Below are 17,244 nucleotides of genomic sequence, written 5' to 3'. Positions count from 1 at the left end.
GCCGGGAAGCGGGCCGGGCATCAAGTCCCCGCGCGGTGCGGCATTACTGCCGGATTGGATGTAATGCCGCGTCGCCTCCCAGCATGGCGCAAGGGTCAGGTGGCAGATGCCGCCCGGCGTCCCTATCTCCGCTCTGGAAAACCTTTCAGAACAAAGCTAGAACCCTCCCCTATGGCACTCACCACCATCTCCGTCCGCGGCGCGCGCGAGCACAACCTCAAGGGCGTCGACATCGACATTCCCCGCGACACGCTGACGGTGATCACCGGGCTGTCGGGCTCGGGCAAGTCGAGCCTCGCCTTCGACACCATCTATGCCGAGGGGCAGCGGCGCTATGTCGAATCGCTCTCGGCCTATGCGCGCCAGTTCCTCGAGCTGATGCAGAAGCCCAATGTCGAGCATATCGAGGGACTGAGCCCCGCCATCTCGATCGAGCAGAAGACCACCAGCCGCAACCCGCGCTCGACGGTGGCGACGGTTACCGAGATTTACGATTACATGCGCCTGCTCTGGGCGCGGGTGGGCGTGCCCTATTCCCCCGCCACCGGGCTGCCGATCGCCGCGCAGACGGTGAGCCAGATGGTCGACCGCGTGCTGGCGCTGCCCGAGGGGACGCGGCTGCTGCTGCTCGCCCCCGTGGTGCGCGGGCGCAAGGGCGAGTATCGCAAGGAGCTCGCCGAGTGGCAGAAGGCCGGGTTCAGCCGCGTGCGGATCGACGGCGAGACGTATCTGATCGAGGAAGCCCCGGCGCTCGACAAGAAGTTCAAGCACGACATCGAAGTGGTGGTCGACCGGCTGGTCGTCCGCGACGACATCGCCACCCGGCTGGCGGAAAGCTTCGAGACCGCGCTGAAGCTGGCCGACGGGCTGGCCTATGTCGACCTGGTGGATGCGACGGTGGCGGAAGCAAGCGCCAATCTCCCTCTCCCCGCTGGCGGGGAGAGGGTCGGGGAGAGGGGCAGTGTCCACGAAGCCCCCCAGACCTTCGCCATTGACGGACAGGACATCCCCTCCCCTAGCCCCTCCCGCAAGCGGGAGGGGAACCTCAAGGGCGCCGGCATCCCGGACAACCGCATCGTCTTCTCGGAAAAATTCGCCTGCCCGGTCTCCGGCTTCACCATCCCGGAGATCGAGCCGCGCCTGTTCAGCTTCAACGCGCCGCAGGGCGCCTGCCCGGCGTGCGACGGCCTCGGCGAAAAGCTCGAGTTCGACGAAGACCTCGTCGTCCCCAACCACGACCTGTCGATCAAGAAGGGCGCGATCGTCCCCTGGGCCAAGTCCAACCCGCCCTCGCCTTATTACATGCAGGTGCTGGGCAGCCTCGCCCGCGAATTCGGCTTCAGCCTCGACACGCCGTGGAAGGACTTGCCCGGCGAAGTGAAGCTCATCATCCTCCACGGCACCGGCGGCAAGCCCGTCACCCTCACCTTCATCGACGGCCGCAAGAGCTATGACGTGAAGAAGCCGTTCGAGGGCGTGATCGGCAACCTCAACCGCCGCATGATCCAGACCGAAAGTGCCTGGATGCGCGAGGAGCTGGCCAAATATCAGGCCAGCCACCCGTGCGAGGTGTGCGGCGGCGCCCGCCTGAAGCCCGAGGCGCTGGCGGTGAAGATCGCCGGGGCGGACATCGCCCATGCCACCCGCCTCTCGGTGGTCGACGCGCTCGCCTTCTTCCAGACGCTGCCCGAGGCGCTAACCCCGCAACAGCGCGAGATCGCCCGCGCGATCCTCAAGGAAATCGACGAGCGGCTCGGCTTCCTCAACAATGTCGGGCTCGATTATCTCAACCTCGATCGCACCTCGGGCACGCTCTCGGGCGGCGAGAGCCAGCGCATCCGCCTCGCCAGCCAGATCGGCAGCGGGCTTTCGGGCGTGCTCTACGTCCTCGACGAGCCGAGCATCGGCCTGCACCAGCGCGACAACGACATGCTGCTCGCCACGCTCAAGCGGCTGCGCGACCTCGGCAACACCGTGCTCGTCGTCGAGCATGACGAGGATGCGATCCGCACCGCCGATTATGTGATCGACATGGGGCCGGGCGCCGGCGTCCATGGCGGCCAGGTGGTGGCACAGGGCACGCTCGCCGAAGTGCTCGCCACCGAAGGCAGCATCACCGCCGATTACCTGAACGGCACCCGCGAAGTCGCCGTGCCGGCCAGGCGCCGCAAGGGCAATGGCAAGAAAATCACCGTCCACAACGCCACCGCCAACAACCTGAAGGGCGTGACGGCCAGCCTGCCGCTGGGCACCTTCACCTGCATCACCGGCGTCTCGGGCTCGGGCAAGTCCAGCTTCACGCTCGACACGCTCTACGCCGCCGCCGCGCGCCAGTTGAACGGCGCCCGCCTGCTCGCCGGCAAGCACGACCGGATCACCGGGCTCGAACATTGCGACAAGGTGATCGACATCGACCAGTCGCCGATCGGCCGCACCCCGCGCAGCAACCCCGCGACCTATACCGGCGCCTTCACCAACATCCGCGACTGGTTCGCCGGCCTCCCCGAGGCGCAGGCGCGCGGCTACAAGCCCGGCCGGTTCAGCTTCAACGTCAAGGGCGGCCGGTGCGAGGCGTGCCAGGGCGACGGCGTGCTCAAGATCGAGATGCACTTCCTCCCCGACGTCTATGTCACCTGCGACGTGTGCCACGGCGCGCGCTACAATCGCGAGACGCTGGAGGTGAAGTTCAAGGGCAAGTCGATCGCCGACGTGCTCGACATGACGGTCGAGGACGCGGTCGAGTTCTTCAAGGCCGTGCCGCCGATCCGCGACAAGATGGCGATGCTGGCCGAAGTCGGCCTCGGCTATGTCAAGGTCGGCCAGCAGGCGACGACGCTGTCGGGCGGCGAGGCGCAGCGGGTAAAGCTCGCCAAGGAACTCGCCCGCCGCGCCACCGGCCAGACGCTGTATATTTTGGATGAACCCACCACCGGCCTGCATTTCGAGGATGTGCGCAAGCTGCTGGAAGTGCTCCACGCGCTGGTGGAACAGGGCAATACGGTGGTGGTGATCGAGCACAATCTCGACGTCATCAAGACCGCCGACTGGATCCTGGACCTCGGCCCCGAAGGCGGCGTGAAAGGCGGCGAGATCGTCGCCGAAGGCACGCCGGAACAGGTGGCGAAGGTGCCGGGGAGTTACACCGGGCGGTATCTGGCACCGCTGCTCCAGCGGGGGAAGGCGAAGGTGGCGGCGGAGTAACCGCCTCCCTCTCTCCGCTTGCGGGGAGAGGGCCGGGGAGAGGGGCATGACGGCCAGCGAAGGACCGATAGGTGGCAAACAGGACGAGATCGCGCCAGTGATCGACATGGCCGAACTCGGCCACCGCCTCGCCGCCCGCCGCGCCGCGCTGAACCTGCCGGACTTACCGCGAAACGGTGGGGAGAACCGGACCGCGAGCAAGCTGGCGCTACTCAGTGCTATCGAGGAAATTAGGGGTAAGAGCTAAAGGCACAGTCCTTTCGTCGTTGACGCCACGGATCCCATACGGCAAGATCCCATTATGTTCCCGCCCGAACCCAGCCCCATCGACGCGCATATCGACCTGCTCGCTACCGCGCGGGGGCGAAAATTCGGCACAATTCTCGCCGACCCGCCGTGGCAGTTTCAAAATCGCACCGGCAAGGTTGCCCCCGAACATAAACGGCTCAACCGCTACGGCACTATGACGCTCGACGAGATCTGCGCCCTCCCGGTCGACGACATCGCCGCCGATCCGTCGCACCTCTATCTCTGGGTTCCCAACGCCCTTTTACCCGAAGGACTACGGGTGATGGATAGTTGGGGGTTCCGGTACATCTCGAACATCGTCTGGCACAAAGTCCGCAAGGATGGCGGATCGGATGGACGCGGTGTTGGCTTCTACTTTCGTAACGTCACCGAACTCCTGTTGTTTGGCGTGAAGGGGAAGAACGCGCGCACGCTCCCGCCGGGGCGTAGTCAAGTCAACATGATCCAGTCGCGCAAGCGCGAACACAGCCGCAAGCCCGACGAACAATATCCCATCATCGAGGAATGCAGCTGGGGGCCGAGGCTGGAGATGTTCAGCCGGGGCGCCCGCAAGGGCTGGACTGTGTGGGGTAATCAAGCGGACGAAAGCTATAAGCCTACGTGGGACACCTATGGCTATAACAGCGCCATAGACATCGCCGCTGAATAGCCTTCACGCGATCGCGTCGTTGTCGTCGCTGGTGATTGGCATGGCGGCAACGGTCTGGTCATTCGGCCGACCATCGTCGACGTAGAGTTCCGGCGTAATCGCAAAAGTCAGAACCGGACAGCCGCCGCCTCCACCGCCATCCAGACGCGGCCAGAGCTTCTCATGGTGCGTGGTGGAATTGCCATAAGACGAGCCCTTGCCAAGCGAGTTGAAGATCGCTTGCAATTCGCTTCCACGGGTTATGATAACCCCGACGTCGATCGCTCGCAGATCGAACAGTAGCCGGAAATTATTTAGATCACGGTCGAAAAATGGATCCTTGTTGTTCCATTCCAGCTCAAGCGCAACGCGCCCGCGGAAACAATCGACCTTGTGCGTTGGGCTCGCAAATGTGTCCGCGTCGATGGTGATCGACGTCTCAAACTTCTTCTCCACCCAGCCACGTTCGTAAAACTGGCTGTCGATCGCCCGCGAAATTGGCGAGCGGTTCTTCCCCGCCGCCTCGACTTCAGATCGCAAAAGTCGAAAATTGCGCAAAATATCGATAATGTCAGCCCATTCGTTCGGACACGCGGTCTGAAGAACGCCCGTTGCGTTTCGCCACTCGCGAACGTGATAGAGTTTCTGGAGATCTTCGGGAACGAGATGCAGGGTCGACATATATTCGATCTAGAGACTAGCAGCGGCGCTAAGCAAGCCCCCTTAGCCACTCCCACTTCACACCCCCCTCCGCGCGCAAAACCCTTCTGCCGACCGCGCTTCCGCGCTATATTCCCCCTATGGCCAAGCTCTCGCCCATCGAGTCCGAGTTCGAATCGACCGAAGCGGCCGAGGCGCATGATCGCTGGGTGCGCGAGAGGGTGGCGCAGGCGCTTGCAGACCCGGAACCCAGCATACCGCACGATCAGGTGATGGCCGATCTGCGGGCGGTTCTCGACGGACGCACGCCTAACTGATGCTGCGGTTGGTCTGGCGACCCAAGGCGCGCCGTGCCTAGGCCCCCGGCACCAGCAGCGCGCCCAGACCGTGTTCCACCGCCACGGCGGTATCGTGCGGATTGGTATTGAACCCCAGCCGCGCGGCTGCTGCGTCGGGCTCGGCCGCGAAATCGATAAACAGCGATCGGCGCGACAGGATAGTCTCACATCGTAAAAGTCGCACATGGCACCAACGATCACATCATTGGCGAATGTCGCAAGTGAGAGCAGATTAATGGCGAGTTGCCCGTCCTATTCCCGGCCAAACGACCGAATGCCATATGCGCTTTCGTCGATTCCAAAGATGGCATTCAGGACCAATTAACCCACTCCCCAATCAATTCATGATGAAAAAATCAATCACATGTGATTTATCTCATATTCTTGAATTTTATAGTAAGTGCATTGATTAAAACTGCTATAGCCCAATTCAGCCCATTGGCCGCCCGAGCACTGCTGATATGCATATTGCTCTGCGGCTGGGTCAGTGGCCAAAGCGACCTGCGGGACAAGGATCGCAGAGACCGAAAATACCGCGGCGTAAAACCCCCTCATGGCAATCCCTTTCTTCTAGCGAGGCACCAGAACCTCATCTGAGGCGACCAAATTTATTGGTGCAGTGTCAATCTCGAAAACATTCATTTCGGTCCCATTGCGATAACGAGTAAACCTCAACTGCGCTGGTATCCTCCATTAGCGTCGATGAACTGCTCGCCGAGTTGCCTTATCGGCCAGCGAAGACGTCGGCGCCTGCCTCGCCAGCGAGCGGTTGAAGTATGCAACCTCCTCCCTTCTCCGCGCCTCCGCGCGCAAAAGCCCTTCTTCCTCCACCGCCGCCACATCACCCGCGCCCCAAATAAGAACAAACCAGAAACAAAATCCTTTCCTACAGCCCCCGTTCCGGCATATCTGACGAGTCGCCTTGGCCTTTCAGGAGACGCGACATGTCCGTATCTGCCGAAATCCTCCCGCCGCATCCCGATGGCGACGACCTGTTCTGCCTCGATGCGCTGATCCAGCCCGAACCCGCCCCCGCCCGCCCGGCGCGGGCCGATGGCTGGACGGCGGAGCGGCAGCGCAAGTTTCTGGAGATGCTGGCGGAGGGGCACACCATCACCTTTGCCTGCGCCGCGCTCGGCATGTCGGTCACGTCGGCCTATGCGCTGCGGCGTTCGGCGCGCGGCTCGGCGTTCGCGCTTGGCTGGCAGGCGGCGATGCTGCTCGCGCGCGAGCATCTGGCGGACCGGCTGCTCGAACGCGCGGTGCACGGCAGCGTCGAGACGGTCACGCGGCCGGACGGCTCCACCATCACCCGCCAGCGCCACGACAACCGGCTGGCGATGCGGATGCTCGACCGGCTCGACCGGCTGGGGGACAGCGCAGAGGGCACCACCGATCATGCCGCCGCGCGGCTGGTGGCCGGCGAGTTCGACCAGTTTCTCGATCTGGTCGAGCAGGAAGGCGGGCCGGCGCGCGCCGGGCTGTTCCTCGCGCGGCGGATGGCGCCGGAGGCCGTGGACGCGGCGGCGGCGGACGACCTCGCCCCCGTCCGCGCGCTGGCCCGTGCCGATGCCTGGCTGCGGCGCGGCGACGCGGCGGCGGCCTCGGTTGCCGATCTCGATCCGGCGAAGCGCGCCGAATGGTCGGCAGAGGATTGGGCGCGGGCCGAAGCGGCGGGGCTGCTCGCCTTCGCCCCGGCACCGGCGCCGGCCGCGGCACCGGTTGCAGAAACTGCGTCTGGACCGCAACTTCCTAAACTTCGCGATTATGACAACCCCGATGGCGACCCGGTCTGGTGGGACAGTCTGGCAATGGACTGGCGCACCAGCTTCCCGCCCGACGACTATTTCGACGGTCTGGAGGAGGGCGAATATGGCGAGGAAGGCTATTCGCGCGAGCTCTCGCCCGAGGAGCGCGAGGTGATCGAGGCACCGCTCCGCGCCGAACGCGAGGCGCAGCGGCTGGAGGCCGAACGCGCCCGCGACGCCTGGTTTGCGGAGGAGGCGGCGGAGGCGAAGGCAGAGGGGGAGGCTGAGGCTGAGGCTGAGGCGGTTGAGGCGAAGGTGGAGGCGGAGCGCGACGCCGGCGCTGCGACGAAGGCCTCGCTGCCAGCCGTCATCCCCGCAGCGCCATCGCGGGGGAAAGACGCCCGCCGCGCAGCGTCATCGTCCTCCCCGAGCGGGCGGGGATCGACCGGCGCCGGAATGACGGTTCTTTCCCCCCGCGCCGAGGACAATGGATTCCCGCCTGCGCGCGAATGACGAGAGAATGACCTGGCGGTGCGTACTCCCCATCCTCCCCCGCCAGGGGGAGGTGGCGCGCAGCGCGCGGCGGAGGGGGAGGAATCCCTGCAGCCGGCCCGGCATCCTCCCCCTCCGTCAGGCTGCGCCTGACACCTCCCCCTGGCGGGGGAGGATGGGGACAACCTAGCCTGCCCCTGTCCCCCTCACCCTTCCGCCGCTTCGCGGCTCCCTCCCTCTCCCCTTGTGGGAGAGGGAAGGGGCCCGTCGCCGAAGACGGGGGGAAGGGTGAGGGGGACAAGCCAATGCGATCGCCCCCGCCGCGCCAGCGCGGGGCCACCCCCATTGCAATCCCGCCGCCGCGCCCCATATGTCCCCTGCTACAGTCGCAAATCGTTGGTCTCTGGTGCTTTGCGGCTCCGTTTTCCTTCCCTGCCCCTGAAGCGCGAGGTCCGCCCGCACGGGGCGCGCCGCCTACATAAGGAAAACATCATGACCATCACCGGAACCGTCAAATTCTTCAATGCCGACAAGGGCTATGGCTTCATCGCGCCGGACAATGGCAGCACCGACGCCTTTGTCCACATCACCGCCGTGGAGCGCGCCGGCATGGTGACGCTGCAGCAGAACCAGCGCGTGAGCTACGAGCTGGAACAGGATCGCCGCGGCAAGATGGCGGCCGTCAATCTGCAGGCCGCAGACTGATTGTCGGAAGGGCGGCTTCCCCCGGGGAGGCCGCCTTTTTCGCCTGTCCTCGAACCGGGAGCACCGCCCGATGACCGAAGCCGAACTGTTTCGCGCCCGCGCCGACGAGGCCGGTGCCCAGGCCGCCCAGGCCGATCTCGACAATGTCCGCGACCGCCATCTGCGCGCCCAGGCCGCGTGGCAGGGCATGGCCGTGCGCTCGGAGCGCGTCGCCAACCAGCGCGCGCTCAACGAAGCCGAAAAGGCTGCGCTGCGCGACTGAACTGCGTGCCGCGCACCCGCCAGGGGCACGCGGCACCGCCGGTCCTCAGGGAACCGGCTTTTTGAGATAGGCGATGATCGCCTTGCGCTCCTGCGCATTGGGCACGCCGGGGAACGCCATCAGCGTGCCGGGCACCACTGCATTGGGGCGCGTGATCCAGCGGTCGAGCGTGGCTTCGTTCCACACCAGACCGGACTTTTTGAGCTGCGGCGAATAGCGGAAATTCGCCACCGAACCGGCCTTGCGGCCGACGACGCCGTACAGGTTCGGGCCGATCCGCGCGGGCTGGCCCGCCTGGATGGTGTGGCAGGTGGCACAGCGTGCGAACAGGCGCTTGCCCTGCGCCGCATCGGCCTGGGCATTGGCCGGGCCGGCAGCGATGGCGCCAAGCGCCAGCACGGCCGCGGCAAGCGCCGGGGCGGACAGGTTTGGGAGGATCGTCATGAGCTTCTTCACCCTATTTTGCGGACACCGGAGCGGTGCCGCCGGGCGCGCTCCAGCATGGTTGGGGGCAGCGGCGGCAGACGGATGTTTACGGATGGGCGGGGAACGGGCGCCCCGCACCGGCCGTTGACGCCGCCAGCACAAACAGGAGGATTTCGCATGGCTACCCCCCGCAAGACCCCCGCCAAGGCACCGGCTTCGGCGAAGCGCGCCGCCGCCGCCACCGGCAGCAGCCGCAAGTCACGCACCGCCAAGGCACCGGCCCGTTCGGGCATCGGCCGCACCGGCATCGCCGCGCTGGCGCTGACCGGGCTGACGGCGCTGGGCGCGCTCGCCTTCGGGCTGCTGCGCGGCCGGGCAGGTCAGGCGCCGGATGCCGGCACCACGCCCGCCGATCTGCTGCAGGACCAGCATCCCGACGGCAGCGAGCGGGCGATCGAGGCCTTCCGGCCCGATCCCACAGCACCGGTTCCCGCCGCCGAGCGCGACGCGCTCCGCCCCGCCCCGGCCGGCAGCGCAGCCCCCACGCTGGTCGCAGGCCAGGCGGACGAACTCCGCCGGGTCGACGCCGCTCCCTCGTGAACCCCGGCCGGCGCGGGGCAACCTTTCGGGGCCTCCGCGCATTGGCACAGCATCGCAACAAGGATCAGGAGAGACGCAATGCGCATCATCGCCCTTGGCTTCGCCGCCGCCGCCGCGACGCTGGTTTCGGGTTGCATGGGAGACAGCTATGGCGGCCGCCCCGACGGCAGCTATAGCGGCTATCGCAATTACGACTGGAACCGGCCGGACCCCTCGTACAACGGCTATTATGCCGACCGCTATTATCGCGACGATGCCCGCCGCTATCGCGAGCGCCGGCTGTCGCAGAACGACCGTGTCTATCGCGGGCAGGACGGCCGCTATTATTGCCGACGCTCGGACGGCACGACCGGGCTGATCGTCGGCGGCATTGCCGGCGGCGTGCTGGGCAACATCATCGCGCCGGGCGGATCGCAGACGCTGGGTACGCTGCTCGGCGCCGCCGCCGGTGCCGCGGCCGGCAACGCGATCGACCGCGACCAGGTGCGCTGCCGCTGATAGAAGGTAGGGGGTCGGTTTCCCGGCCCCCACCCCTCGCCCCAGGAGTTTCGCATGACGACACGCACTGCCACGGCGCGCTACACGGGTTTCGGCAAGGCCGGCAAAGGCCAGCTCACCACGCCTTCGGGCGTGCTGGAAGCGACGCCGTACAGCTTCAACACGCGCTTCGGCGACAAAAAGGGCACCAACCCGGAAGAACTGATCGCCGCCGCCCATGCCGGCTGCTTCACCATGGCGCTCAGCTTCGCGCTGGCGCAGGCGGGCTTTGCCGAAGGGACGCTGGAGACCAAGGCGGCGGTGAAGCTGGAACAGGACGGCGACGGCTTCCGCATCACCCGCTCGGACCTGACGCTGCGCGCTTCGGTGCCCGGCATCAGCCGCGACCAGTTTCAGGCGCTGGCCGAGGGTGCCGAGGCGAACTGCCCGGTCTCGAAGCTGCTCGATGCGGAAATCACGCTGGACTGGGATCTGGCCTGAGGCGGGCAGGCCGATGCAAAAGGGGGCCGGCGTTTCCGCCAGCCCCCATGTCGCCGGCCTCTGCCGCGCTTTTCCCGAGGGAGCAGCGCAGCCCGGTGTCGGCGGCAATCGCTTCCCGCGCCGGCAAGGGCGGTCGGTCAGCGGCGGCCGCATCCGCAATGTTGCCCGGTGACGGGCAGCCCTTGCGGCCTGCAACCGGCCTCCCCATCTGCCCCCGGGAGGGCAGATGCCGAAGCCTTTGGGATCGGCACGCCTTCGTTTGCACGACGGCGTTTCTTCCCCGGTTCGGGCAAGCGCGGTTTCCGAATGGCACCGGCGCCCTTCCGAGCCACAAACCACTGATGTTGCTTCAGTTTCCCGTCGCTTCCATCCGTCGTCTGCAAGTGGATGGTCTCACCGATTGCGAGTCGCACCAAGCGGAAAGGAGGGCGTCGTCCCTGTTGATAACGTGGATAACGGGGATAAGCCGGCGGCTCATCCGGCCACCGGCGACCAGCCCGGCGGCGCGAGGGTGAAGCCGGCAAATTCGAAGCCGGGCACCACCATGCAGCTCACCAGCGCCCAGCCATGCGGCGCCTCGGTGGCCTGCCAGCGATTCGCCGGGACCAGGCATTGCGGCGTGTAGCCGGCGACCACATCGCCGCCAAGCCGGACCGTCTCGACCGCGTCGCCGGTGCGCTCGCCGGCGATCTGCACCTCGAGCGGGCTGCCCGCGTGCCACAGCCAGAACTCGTCGGCATCCACCCGGTGCCAGTGCGAGCGCTGCCCCTGCTCGAGCAGGAACAGGATCGCCGTCCCCGCCGCCCGCTCGCCGGACGCAGCGTCCGCCCGCCAGGTCTCGCGGTACCAGCCGCCTTCGGGGTGCGGCACGAGGCCCAGTTGCTTGATGATCCGTTTCGCTTCGTCCATGCCTGTCCTCCCGGCCGCTACCGCACTCGCGGAGCATTAACCCTCTGCCGCTATAGCCTGCCCCATGCTGCGCGTGCTCATCCTCTCGACGCTGTTTCCCGATGCGTCACGCCCCAATTTCGGCATCTTCGTCGAACGCCAGACGCTGTCGCTGGCGGCACGGGCCGATGTGGCGGTGAAAGTGGTGGCGCCTTTGGGTATTCCGCCCTGGCCGCTGTCGCGCCATCCCCGCTATGCAGCACTCGCCGCCCAACCCGAGCGCGAGGACTGGAAGGGGCTGGACGTGCGCCGGCCGCGCTTCTGCAACCTGCCCGCCACGGGCGGCCGGCTGCACGGCGACATGCTGTTCCGCGCACTCGTCCCGGTGCTGGAACGGCTGCGGGCCGATTTCCCGTTCGACGTGATCAATGCCGAGTTCTTCTTCCCGGACGGTCCGGCGGCAGTGCGGCTTGGCCGGCATTTCGGGGTGCCGGTGTCGATCAAGGCGCGCGGGTCGGACATCCACCAATGGACGAAGCGCCCCGCCATTGCCCGCCAGATCGTCGCCGCGGGGCAGCAGGCGGACGGGCTGCTCTCGGTTTCGCTGGCGCTGCGCGACGACATGATCGCGCTGGGCATGCCGGGCGAGCGGACCGAGTGCATCGTCACCGGCGTCGACCTCACCCGCTTTGCCCCCCGCGACCGCGCCGAGGCCAAGGCGGCGCTGGGCATAACCGGGCCGCTGGTCGTGTCGCTGGGCGCGCTGATCCCGCTGAAAGGGCACGAGATCGTCATCGATGCTGTCGCCACCCTCCCCGGCGTACAGCTCTGGATCGCCGGTCAGGGACCGGAACAGGCGCGGCTCGCCGCCCGGATCGCCGAACAGGGGCTGGCGGATCGTGTTCGCCTGCTGGGGGCGGTGCCGGCGGATGCGGTGCCCGGCATCCTCGCCGCCGCCGATGCGATGGCGCTCGCCTCCGCATCGGAAGGGCTTGCCAACGCATGGCTCGAAGCGCTGGCGAGCGGCGTGCCGGTGGTGATACCCGACGTCGGCGGCGCCCGGCAGGTTGTCACCAGCTCGGCAGCAGGCCGCATCGTCGCACGGACGCCGACCGCCTTCGCGGGGGCGATCGCTGCGCTGCTCGCCGATCCCCCGTCCCCGGCCGACACCCGCGCAACAGCAGAGCCCTTTACCTGGGCCGCCAACAGCGCGCGGCTGCGCGGCTTCCTCCAACGACTGGTCGATCACCGGCGCTGAGGGAACAAGTTCAGATCTGCATCGTTGCGAAGGCGAATGGAACCAGGAGCCTTGCGATGGAAAAGCAGCGGCCGCAGCGCAAGACGGCACGGCGCGTAGCCAAGCCGACCATGGCGTCGATCCCCACCGACCGGGTCCATGAACGCACGCCGCTGGAAGAGCTGCAGATCCTGTTCGAGTGGGAGGGCAACCACCCCACGCGCCACTGATCCCCGCCCGATTTGACTTCGCGGCCCGCTTCGCAGAAGTTTTGCTCCCAATATCAGGGAGGCGGATCATGGCCGGTAAGAAAGACAAGAAGGAAAAGAAGGACGGCAAGAAGCCGTCGCTGCTCCCCAAGGTGATCGCCGGCATCAAGCTGCCCAAGGATGCGCGACGCCAGCTGACCGATCTGGCCAAGCATCCCGTCATTGCCGACCTGCTCGCCGCCGGACTGGTGGCACTGGCGGCCAGGATCAAGGGCGAGCCGGAAGCCAAGCAGGAAGCCAAGGTCCCCCCGGCACCGCCGCCCGCCCCGGCCCCGGCGACAAAGCCCGCACCCGCCACGACTGCCGCCAAGCCGGCGGTCAAGCGCGTGCGCAAGGCCGCAACGTCCGTCGCGGCGGCGGCGCCCGTCGTTCCTGCTGCAGCGGCAAAACCCGCGACCCGGCGCGTGCGCAAGCCCGCTGGCGAGGCCACCACGCCGAAGCCGCGCGCACCGCGCAAAACGCCGCCCAAGACCGACAGCTGAAATCCCGAAGGCGCGGCCGGTAGCAAGGGGGCATCCGGATCATGCAAAGCACGCATCCGCCCGAATCGCATGGCCCGGGCCATGCGCTGGAGCGATTGATCTTTTTCTCCGACGCAGTGTTCGCGATCGCGATCACGCTGCTGGTGATCGAAATCCATGTGCCGAAGATCGGCCCGCCCTATAGCGACGCCGCCTTTCTGAACGCGCTCGGGGACATGTCGATCGAGTTCCTCAGCTTCTTCGTGTCTTTCTTCGTGATCGGCGCGTTCTGGGCGGGGCATCACCGCGCGTTCGATTGCGCGCGCCACTGGTCGTCGCGGCTGATCGGTCCGAACCTGCTGATGCTCAGCGCCATCGCGGCGACGCCCTTCTTCACGGCCTTTTCGTCCGAATATTATGGGCATCGCGTGCCGGCAGCGCTCTATTGCGGCTGGCTTGTCTGGATCGCCGTGCTGAATATCTGGGTGCAGCGTATCGCCACCTCCCCGCCGGTGGTCGGCGAGCGGATACCGGAAGCGCACCGTATCGTGATCCGCCAGCGCGGGATTGCTGTGCTGCTCGGCACGGGCAGCGCTTTCATCGTCGCGCTGGTCATCCCGCCGGCCGCACAGATTGCGTTGACGACAATCCCCTTGTGGCGCCTGGCCGTGCAACGCGTCGCACGGCAGGGCTGACACCGAGAAGTTGCCTTAACCTTCCACTGTTACGCCGGGGGACGGTCCCGATTCGGGGGGCGCTCCGGCCCGCCGGATCGATTGGCGCAGGCGCGCTTCAGGCGGAGGGCACAGGTTGGTCTGGCGAAAACTCGGGCGGATGCAGGCACGCGGAGTCGCTGCGGCGATCGTCGCGTCGCTGGTCGGCATCGGCGCGATGCCGCGGGCCTGGTCGATCGGCCCCGCCCCGGCTGCACGCCCTACCCCCGCGCCGCGCGACAGCTATGAAAGCGAAGACCATTTCCCCGGCGCCGCGGCATATACTGCCGTAGCCGACGAAGTCGCATCAACCACCGGCAGCACCGGCACCACGGCGCTACCCGAACAGCCGGTCCCCGATGCCGCGATTGGCGACGCCACGATCCACGCCGCCGCTCCGTTCATGTTCCGGGGCTCCGCACTCGATCGCAGCCGCGCGCTGACCTGCCTGACCGACGCCGTCTATTACGAAGCAGCGACCGAACCTGACGACGGCCAGCGCGCCGTGGCGCAGGTGGTGCTCAATCGGGTTCGCCATCCCGCCTTCCCCGGCACCGTCTGTGGTGTGGTGTTCCAGGGTTCGGAACAGCATGGCTGTCAGTTCAGCTTCGCCTGTAACGGGTCGATGCTGCGCGGCCAGCCTTCCCGTGCGTTCTGGACAAGGGCGCAGCGCGTTGCTGCCGCTGCGCTGGCCGGCGCAGTATTCGCGCCGGTCGGCGAAGCGACGCATTACCATAGCTATGCCGTAACGCCGTCCTGGAACCGCACGCTGGTGATGACCGGCGCGTTCGGCGCCCATTTCTTCCACCGCTGGAAAGGCTGGTGGGGCACACCGGCGGCGTTCAGCCGCGTTTATCGCGGCAACGAGCCGGTGCCGGGACCGCATCTGCCGGCCGAGCCGCCGGTTCAGCCAGCTGCCCCGCTTCCCGCACTGGTGGTGGCGCAGACCGACCGGCCGGCGCCGACGCCCGCACCTGCACCGCGCAGCGCGATCCAGCCCGATCATGCCGAAAGCGGCACGCCGACCCGCGATTATACCGCGGCAGCGGGAGAGTCGCAGATTCTCGACAAATGGAAGGACAGCGGCAAGCCGCTCCGCTGATTGGGCGCAGGAGTGATTGCCCTTTCGCTCCCCTCCCTTTTCAGGGAGGGGAACTTAGTGGTTTACCTCCCCCGCCTCAGCGGCGGCGGTAATCGCCGTCATGCTTTTCGAAATGGACCCGTGCCGCCAGGCGATCGAAGCGGCGATCAAGGTCACGGCGCTCGGCGGGCGTCAGGCCGGGCCGCGAACGGCGATAGGCATCTTCACGCCGCTCGATCGAGCGAAGTTCGGCGCGCAGCGACCGCGCCTCACGGGGGCTCAGCGCACCCGAACGGACGCCTTGGTCGATCCGCGCGCTCAGTGCACCCTCGCGGCCGCTGATGCTCTGCCAGCCGGCCTGATAGGGCGCGGGCGCGGCGATCGCGGCCGGAACGGCGCTGACGGCGATACCCAGGCTGGCGACGATCAGCTGAATCTTCTTCATGATGGCACTCCTCCAAAAAAACTGGACCGTTCCCAACGGTCGAGTGCCGTTATCGCTGCGGGCTGTCGCAACGCTTTGGCAGGAATGCCGATTTTCTGTCACCGATTGTCGCAGGCGCGCGCGGTTCGTTCAGGTTCAGGCGACGAGCAACCGTTCCGCCTGCGCCCGCGCCTCCGGGGTAATCTCTGCACCGGACAGCATCCGCGCAATTTCCTCGCGCCGCTGCTCGGGCGTGAGCGGCGTCACCCCGGTGCGCGTGACCAGCCCGTCATGGCTCTTGGCGATCAGCAAGTGGCGACGGCCGCGCGCCGCGACCTGCGGACTGTGCGTCACCACCAGCAGTTGCGACCGATCGGCCAGGCGCGCCAGCCGCTCGCCGATCGCATCGGCTACCGCACCGCCGACGCCGCGGTCGATCTCGTCGAAGATCAGCGTGTGCGCCCCGCCCTCTTCGGCCAGCGCGACTTTCAACGCCAGGATGAAGCGCGAAAGCTCGCCGCCGCTGGCGATCTTGATCAGCGGCGCAAAGGGGGCGCCAGGATTGGTCGAGACTTCGAACTCCACCCGGTCCATGCCCGCAGACGTCCATTGGCCTTCGTCGAGCGGTTCGACGACGGTGCGGAAACGCGCGGCATCGAGCTTCAACGGCTTCAGCTCGGTCGCCACCGCCGAATCGAGCCGCGCCGCCGCCAGCGTCCGTGCCGCGGACAGGGTGCGTGCTGCCTCGCGATAGACATGGTGCGCTTCCGCCGCTGCTGCCTCCAGCCGGGCGATACCCGCCCCGCCGCTCGTCACGCGCTCCAGCCGTGCCGCCAGTTCGGCCTGGAGCGCGGGCAATTCGTCGGGCTGTACCCGGTGCTTGCGCGCCAGACCGCGCAGATCAAACAGCCGTGCCTCGTCGGCCTCCAGCGCTGCCGGATCAAAGGCAAGCGCCTCGGCGGCGCTGTCGACGCGCGCCTGTGCCTCGCTGCCTTCGCCGATCGCGCGGTCGATCGCTTCCAGCGCCTCGGCCAGATCTGCATGGTCGTCCGACACGCGCTCCAGAATCCGTGCCGCCTGGCGCAGCCGGGCGAGCCCGCCGTCGGAGCCGTCGAGCAAATCGGCGATCGCCTGCAGGTCGGTGGCGATCTTCTCTCCGCGCTGCATCGTCGCGCGGCGCTCGGCGAGGCGTTCCTCCTCGCCTTCTTCCGGCGCCAAAGCGACGAGTTCGGCGACGGCATGTTCCAGCCATTCGCGGTCCCGCTCGGCGGTCTCCTGCTCGGCGCGTGCGACCGCCAGCGCATCTTCCGCCGCGCGCCATGCCCGGTGCGCTACCGCGACCGGCCCGGCATCGCACCGCCCGAACGCATCGAGCAAGGCGCGGTGGCCACGCGGGTTCAGCAGCCCGCGATCGTCATGCTGGCCGTGAATTTCCACGAGGTGCGGCGCCAGTTCGCGCAACAGTCCCGCTGATGCCGGCTGGTCGTTGAGGAACGCGCGGCTGCCGCCATCGGCCTTGACGATCCGGCGGATCAGCAGCGGTTCGCCCGGCTCCAGCTCCATGCCGTTCTGGGCGAACAGACTGGCGATCTCGCCGTCGGCGGCGGGCGACGCGAAACTCGCCACCACCAGCGCCTGTGCGGCGCCGTGGCGCACCAGACCACTATCGGCGCGCGCCCCCAGCGCCAGCCCCAGCGCGTCGAGCAGGATCGACTTGCCCGCGCCGGTTTCCCCGGTCAGCACGCCAAGCCCTTCGCCGAACTCCAGGTCCAGCGCCTCGATCAATACCACGTCGCGAATGGAAAGCGCGGTCAGCATCAGCGC

At 67.2% G+C, this 17,244-nt stretch carries 21 protein-coding genes; 15 read left to right on the top strand and 6 right to left on the bottom strand.

Annotation, left to right across the window (positions count from 1 at the left end):
• Positions 1-171 precede the first annotated feature (171 nt).
• From uvrA to ACT53K_RS02595, 3 genes are read left to right on the top strand one after another with little or no spacing between them, the layout of a single operon-like run.
• The gene (uvrA, locus tag ACT53K_RS02605; RefSeq protein WP_476226972.1) at positions 172-3,201 is read left to right on the top strand and encodes an excinuclease ABC subunit UvrA; all 3,030 of its coding nucleotides are present in this window, start codon (positions 172-174) and stop codon (positions 3,199-3,201) included.
• A 46-nt stretch (positions 3,202-3,247) separates the two neighbouring features.
• Entirely contained in the window at positions 3,248-3,448 is a 201-nt protein-coding gene (locus tag ACT53K_RS02600) for a hypothetical protein (protein WP_476226971.1), read from the top strand.
• Positions 3,449-3,502: 54 nt separating this feature from the next.
• Positions 3,503-4,159, top strand: a complete 657-nt coding sequence (locus ACT53K_RS02595) for an MT-A70 family methyltransferase (RefSeq protein WP_476226970.1) — start codon at positions 3,503-3,505, stop codon at positions 4,157-4,159.
• 3 nt (positions 4,160-4,162) lie between these two features.
• On the opposite strand, the gene ACT53K_RS02590 is transcribed toward ACT53K_RS02595, so the two are convergent.
• Positions 4,163-4,819, bottom strand: a complete 657-nt coding sequence (locus ACT53K_RS02590; RefSeq protein ID WP_476226969.1) for a BglII/BstYI family type II restriction endonuclease — start codon at positions 4,817-4,819, stop codon at positions 4,163-4,165.
• A 119-nt stretch (positions 4,820-4,938) separates the two neighbouring features.
• Here ACT53K_RS02590 and relB point away from each other — a divergent pair, with 119 nt between their 5' ends.
• A complete protein-coding gene (gene relB, locus ACT53K_RS02585; protein WP_476226968.1) occupies positions 4,939-5,115 on the top strand; it encodes a type II toxin-antitoxin system RelB family antitoxin in 177 nt (58 codons plus the stop codon).
• 37 nt (positions 5,116-5,152) lie between these two features.
• On the opposite strand, the gene ACT53K_RS02580 is transcribed toward relB, so the two are convergent.
• Positions 5,153-5,320: a hypothetical protein gene (locus ACT53K_RS02580; RefSeq protein WP_476226967.1), complete on the bottom strand. Its 168-nt coding sequence runs from the start codon at positions 5,318-5,320 to the stop codon at positions 5,153-5,155.
• 760 nt (positions 5,321-6,080) lie between these two features.
• Here ACT53K_RS02580 and ACT53K_RS02575 point away from each other — a divergent pair.
• From ACT53K_RS02575 to ACT53K_RS02565, 3 genes are all read left to right on the top strand, one after another.
• Positions 6,081-7,397, top strand: coding sequence for a hypothetical protein (locus ACT53K_RS02575; RefSeq protein ID WP_476226966.1), 1,317 nt, complete (start codon positions 6,081-6,083; stop codon positions 7,395-7,397).
• Positions 7,398-7,868: 471 nt separating this feature from the next.
• Entirely contained in the window at positions 7,869-8,081 is a 213-nt protein-coding gene (locus tag ACT53K_RS02570) for a cold-shock protein (RefSeq protein WP_476226965.1), read from the top strand.
• Positions 8,082-8,151: 70 nt separating this feature from the next.
• On the top strand, positions 8,152-8,343 hold the full coding sequence (locus ACT53K_RS02565; RefSeq protein WP_476226964.1) for a hypothetical protein: 192 nt from the start codon (positions 8,152-8,154) through the stop codon (positions 8,341-8,343).
• Positions 8,344-8,388: 45 nt separating this feature from the next.
• Here ACT53K_RS02565 and ACT53K_RS02560 read toward each other — a convergent pair whose 3' ends face one another.
• On the bottom strand, positions 8,389-8,787 hold the full coding sequence (locus tag ACT53K_RS02560) for a c-type cytochrome (protein ID WP_476226963.1): 399 nt from the start codon (positions 8,785-8,787) through the stop codon (positions 8,389-8,391).
• A gap of 159 nt (positions 8,788-8,946) precedes the next feature.
• On the opposite strand from ACT53K_RS02560, the gene ACT53K_RS02555 reads away from it, so the two are divergent.
• The 3 genes from ACT53K_RS02555 to ACT53K_RS02545 all read left to right on the top strand — a co-directional run bounded on the left by ACT53K_RS02555 (position 8,947) and on the right by ACT53K_RS02545 (position 10,347).
• Entirely contained in the window at positions 8,947-9,369 is a 423-nt protein-coding gene (locus tag ACT53K_RS02555) for a hypothetical protein (RefSeq protein WP_476226962.1), read from the top strand.
• Between the two features lie 78 nt (positions 9,370-9,447).
• Positions 9,448-9,867, top strand: coding sequence for a glycine zipper 2TM domain-containing protein (locus ACT53K_RS02550; RefSeq protein WP_476226961.1), 420 nt, complete (start codon positions 9,448-9,450; stop codon positions 9,865-9,867).
• Between the two features lie 54 nt (positions 9,868-9,921).
• Positions 9,922-10,347, top strand: coding sequence for an OsmC family protein (locus tag ACT53K_RS02545; protein WP_476226960.1), 426 nt, complete (start codon positions 9,922-9,924; stop codon positions 10,345-10,347).
• Positions 10,348-10,821: 474 nt separating this feature from the next.
• On the opposite strand, the gene ACT53K_RS02540 is transcribed toward ACT53K_RS02545, so the two are convergent.
• Positions 10,822-11,256, bottom strand: coding sequence for a cupin domain-containing protein (locus ACT53K_RS02540; protein WP_476226959.1), 435 nt, complete (start codon positions 11,254-11,256; stop codon positions 10,822-10,824).
• A 64-nt stretch (positions 11,257-11,320) separates the two neighbouring features.
• On the opposite strand from ACT53K_RS02540, the gene ACT53K_RS02535 reads away from it, so the two are divergent.
• The 5 genes from ACT53K_RS02535 to ACT53K_RS02515 all read left to right on the top strand — a co-directional run bounded on the left by ACT53K_RS02535 (position 11,321) and on the right by ACT53K_RS02515 (position 15,017).
• Positions 11,321-12,493: a glycosyltransferase gene (locus ACT53K_RS02535; protein WP_476226958.1), complete on the top strand. Its 1,173-nt coding sequence runs from the start codon at positions 11,321-11,323 to the stop codon at positions 12,491-12,493.
• A 56-nt stretch (positions 12,494-12,549) separates the two neighbouring features.
• Positions 12,550-12,702, top strand: a complete 153-nt coding sequence (locus ACT53K_RS02530; RefSeq protein WP_476226957.1) for a hypothetical protein — start codon at positions 12,550-12,552, stop codon at positions 12,700-12,702.
• Between the two features lie 68 nt (positions 12,703-12,770).
• Positions 12,771-13,223, top strand: coding sequence for a hypothetical protein (locus tag ACT53K_RS02525; RefSeq protein WP_476226956.1), 453 nt, complete (start codon positions 12,771-12,773; stop codon positions 13,221-13,223).
• Positions 13,224-13,264: 41 nt separating this feature from the next.
• Complete coding sequence (locus ACT53K_RS02520; protein ID WP_476226955.1) at positions 13,265-13,897, top strand: TMEM175 family protein; 633 nt, start codon at positions 13,265-13,267, stop codon at positions 13,895-13,897.
• 139 nt (positions 13,898-14,036) lie between these two features.
• Entirely contained in the window at positions 14,037-15,017 is a 981-nt protein-coding gene (locus tag ACT53K_RS02515; protein WP_476226954.1) for a cell wall hydrolase, read from the top strand.
• A gap of 76 nt (positions 15,018-15,093) precedes the next feature.
• Here ACT53K_RS02515 and ACT53K_RS02510 read toward each other — a convergent pair whose 3' ends face one another.
• Together ACT53K_RS02510 and recN are read right to left on the bottom strand one after the other, a co-directional pair.
• Entirely contained in the window at positions 15,094-15,441 is a 348-nt protein-coding gene (locus ACT53K_RS02510; RefSeq protein WP_476226953.1) for a hypothetical protein, read from the bottom strand.
• Positions 15,442-15,576: 135 nt separating this feature from the next.
• Positions 15,577-17,238 carry a DNA repair protein RecN gene (recN, locus tag ACT53K_RS02505; RefSeq protein ID WP_476226952.1) on the bottom strand — a complete coding sequence of 554 codons (1,662 nt, stop codon included), beginning with the start codon at positions 17,236-17,238 and terminating at the stop codon, positions 15,577-15,579.
• Between the last annotated feature and the right edge of the window lie 6 nt (positions 17,239-17,244).

Source organism: Sphingomonas sp. DMC8 (assembly GCF_056314185.1).
Note: the sequence above shows the minus strand (reverse complement) of the source record. Positions and strands in the feature narration are given on the sequence as shown.

Excerpts from the sequence above, each read along its gene's own strand:
- ACT53K_RS02510 (WP_476226953.1), bottom strand. The coding sequence starts at position 15,441 with ATGAAGAAGATTCAGCTGATCGTCGCCAGCCTGGGTATCGCCGTCAGC.
- uvrA (WP_476226972.1), top strand. The coding sequence starts at position 172 with ATGGCACTCACCACCATCTCCGTCCGCGGCGCGCGCGAGCACAACCTC.
- ACT53K_RS02595 (WP_476226970.1), top strand. The coding sequence starts at position 3,503 with ATGTTCCCGCCCGAACCCAGCCCCATCGACGCGCATATCGACCTGCTC.
- ACT53K_RS02540 (WP_476226959.1), bottom strand. The coding sequence starts at position 11,256 with ATGGACGAAGCGAAACGGATCATCAAGCAACTGGGCCTCGTGCCGCAC.
- ACT53K_RS02565 (WP_476226964.1), top strand. The coding sequence starts at position 8,152 with ATGACCGAAGCCGAACTGTTTCGCGCCCGCGCCGACGAGGCCGGTGCC.
- ACT53K_RS02575 (WP_476226966.1), top strand. The coding sequence starts at position 6,081 with ATGTCCGTATCTGCCGAAATCCTCCCGCCGCATCCCGATGGCGACGAC.
- recN (WP_476226952.1), bottom strand. The coding sequence starts at position 17,238 with ATGCTGACCGCGCTTTCCATTCGCGACGTGGTATTGATCGAGGCGCTG.
- ACT53K_RS02545 (WP_476226960.1), top strand. The coding sequence starts at position 9,922 with ATGACGACACGCACTGCCACGGCGCGCTACACGGGTTTCGGCAAGGCC.
- ACT53K_RS02570 (WP_476226965.1), top strand. The coding sequence starts at position 7,869 with ATGACCATCACCGGAACCGTCAAATTCTTCAATGCCGACAAGGGCTAT.
- ACT53K_RS02530 (WP_476226957.1), top strand. The coding sequence starts at position 12,550 with ATGGAAAAGCAGCGGCCGCAGCGCAAGACGGCACGGCGCGTAGCCAAG.
- ACT53K_RS02555 (WP_476226962.1), top strand. The coding sequence starts at position 8,947 with ATGGCTACCCCCCGCAAGACCCCCGCCAAGGCACCGGCTTCGGCGAAG.
- ACT53K_RS02535 (WP_476226958.1), top strand. The coding sequence starts at position 11,321 with ATGCTGCGCGTGCTCATCCTCTCGACGCTGTTTCCCGATGCGTCACGC.
- relB (WP_476226968.1), top strand. The coding sequence starts at position 4,939 with ATGGCCAAGCTCTCGCCCATCGAGTCCGAGTTCGAATCGACCGAAGCG.
- ACT53K_RS02525 (WP_476226956.1), top strand. The coding sequence starts at position 12,771 with ATGGCCGGTAAGAAAGACAAGAAGGAAAAGAAGGACGGCAAGAAGCCG.
- ACT53K_RS02560 (WP_476226963.1), bottom strand. The coding sequence starts at position 8,787 with ATGACGATCCTCCCAAACCTGTCCGCCCCGGCGCTTGCCGCGGCCGTG.
- ACT53K_RS02520 (WP_476226955.1), top strand. The coding sequence starts at position 13,265 with ATGCAAAGCACGCATCCGCCCGAATCGCATGGCCCGGGCCATGCGCTG.
- ACT53K_RS02550 (WP_476226961.1), top strand. The coding sequence starts at position 9,448 with ATGCGCATCATCGCCCTTGGCTTCGCCGCCGCCGCCGCGACGCTGGTT.
- ACT53K_RS02590 (WP_476226969.1), bottom strand. The coding sequence starts at position 4,819 with ATGTCGACCCTGCATCTCGTTCCCGAAGATCTCCAGAAACTCTATCAC.
- ACT53K_RS02515 (WP_476226954.1), top strand. The coding sequence starts at position 14,037 with ATGCAGGCACGCGGAGTCGCTGCGGCGATCGTCGCGTCGCTGGTCGGC.
- ACT53K_RS02600 (WP_476226971.1), top strand. The coding sequence starts at position 3,248 with ATGACGGCCAGCGAAGGACCGATAGGTGGCAAACAGGACGAGATCGCG.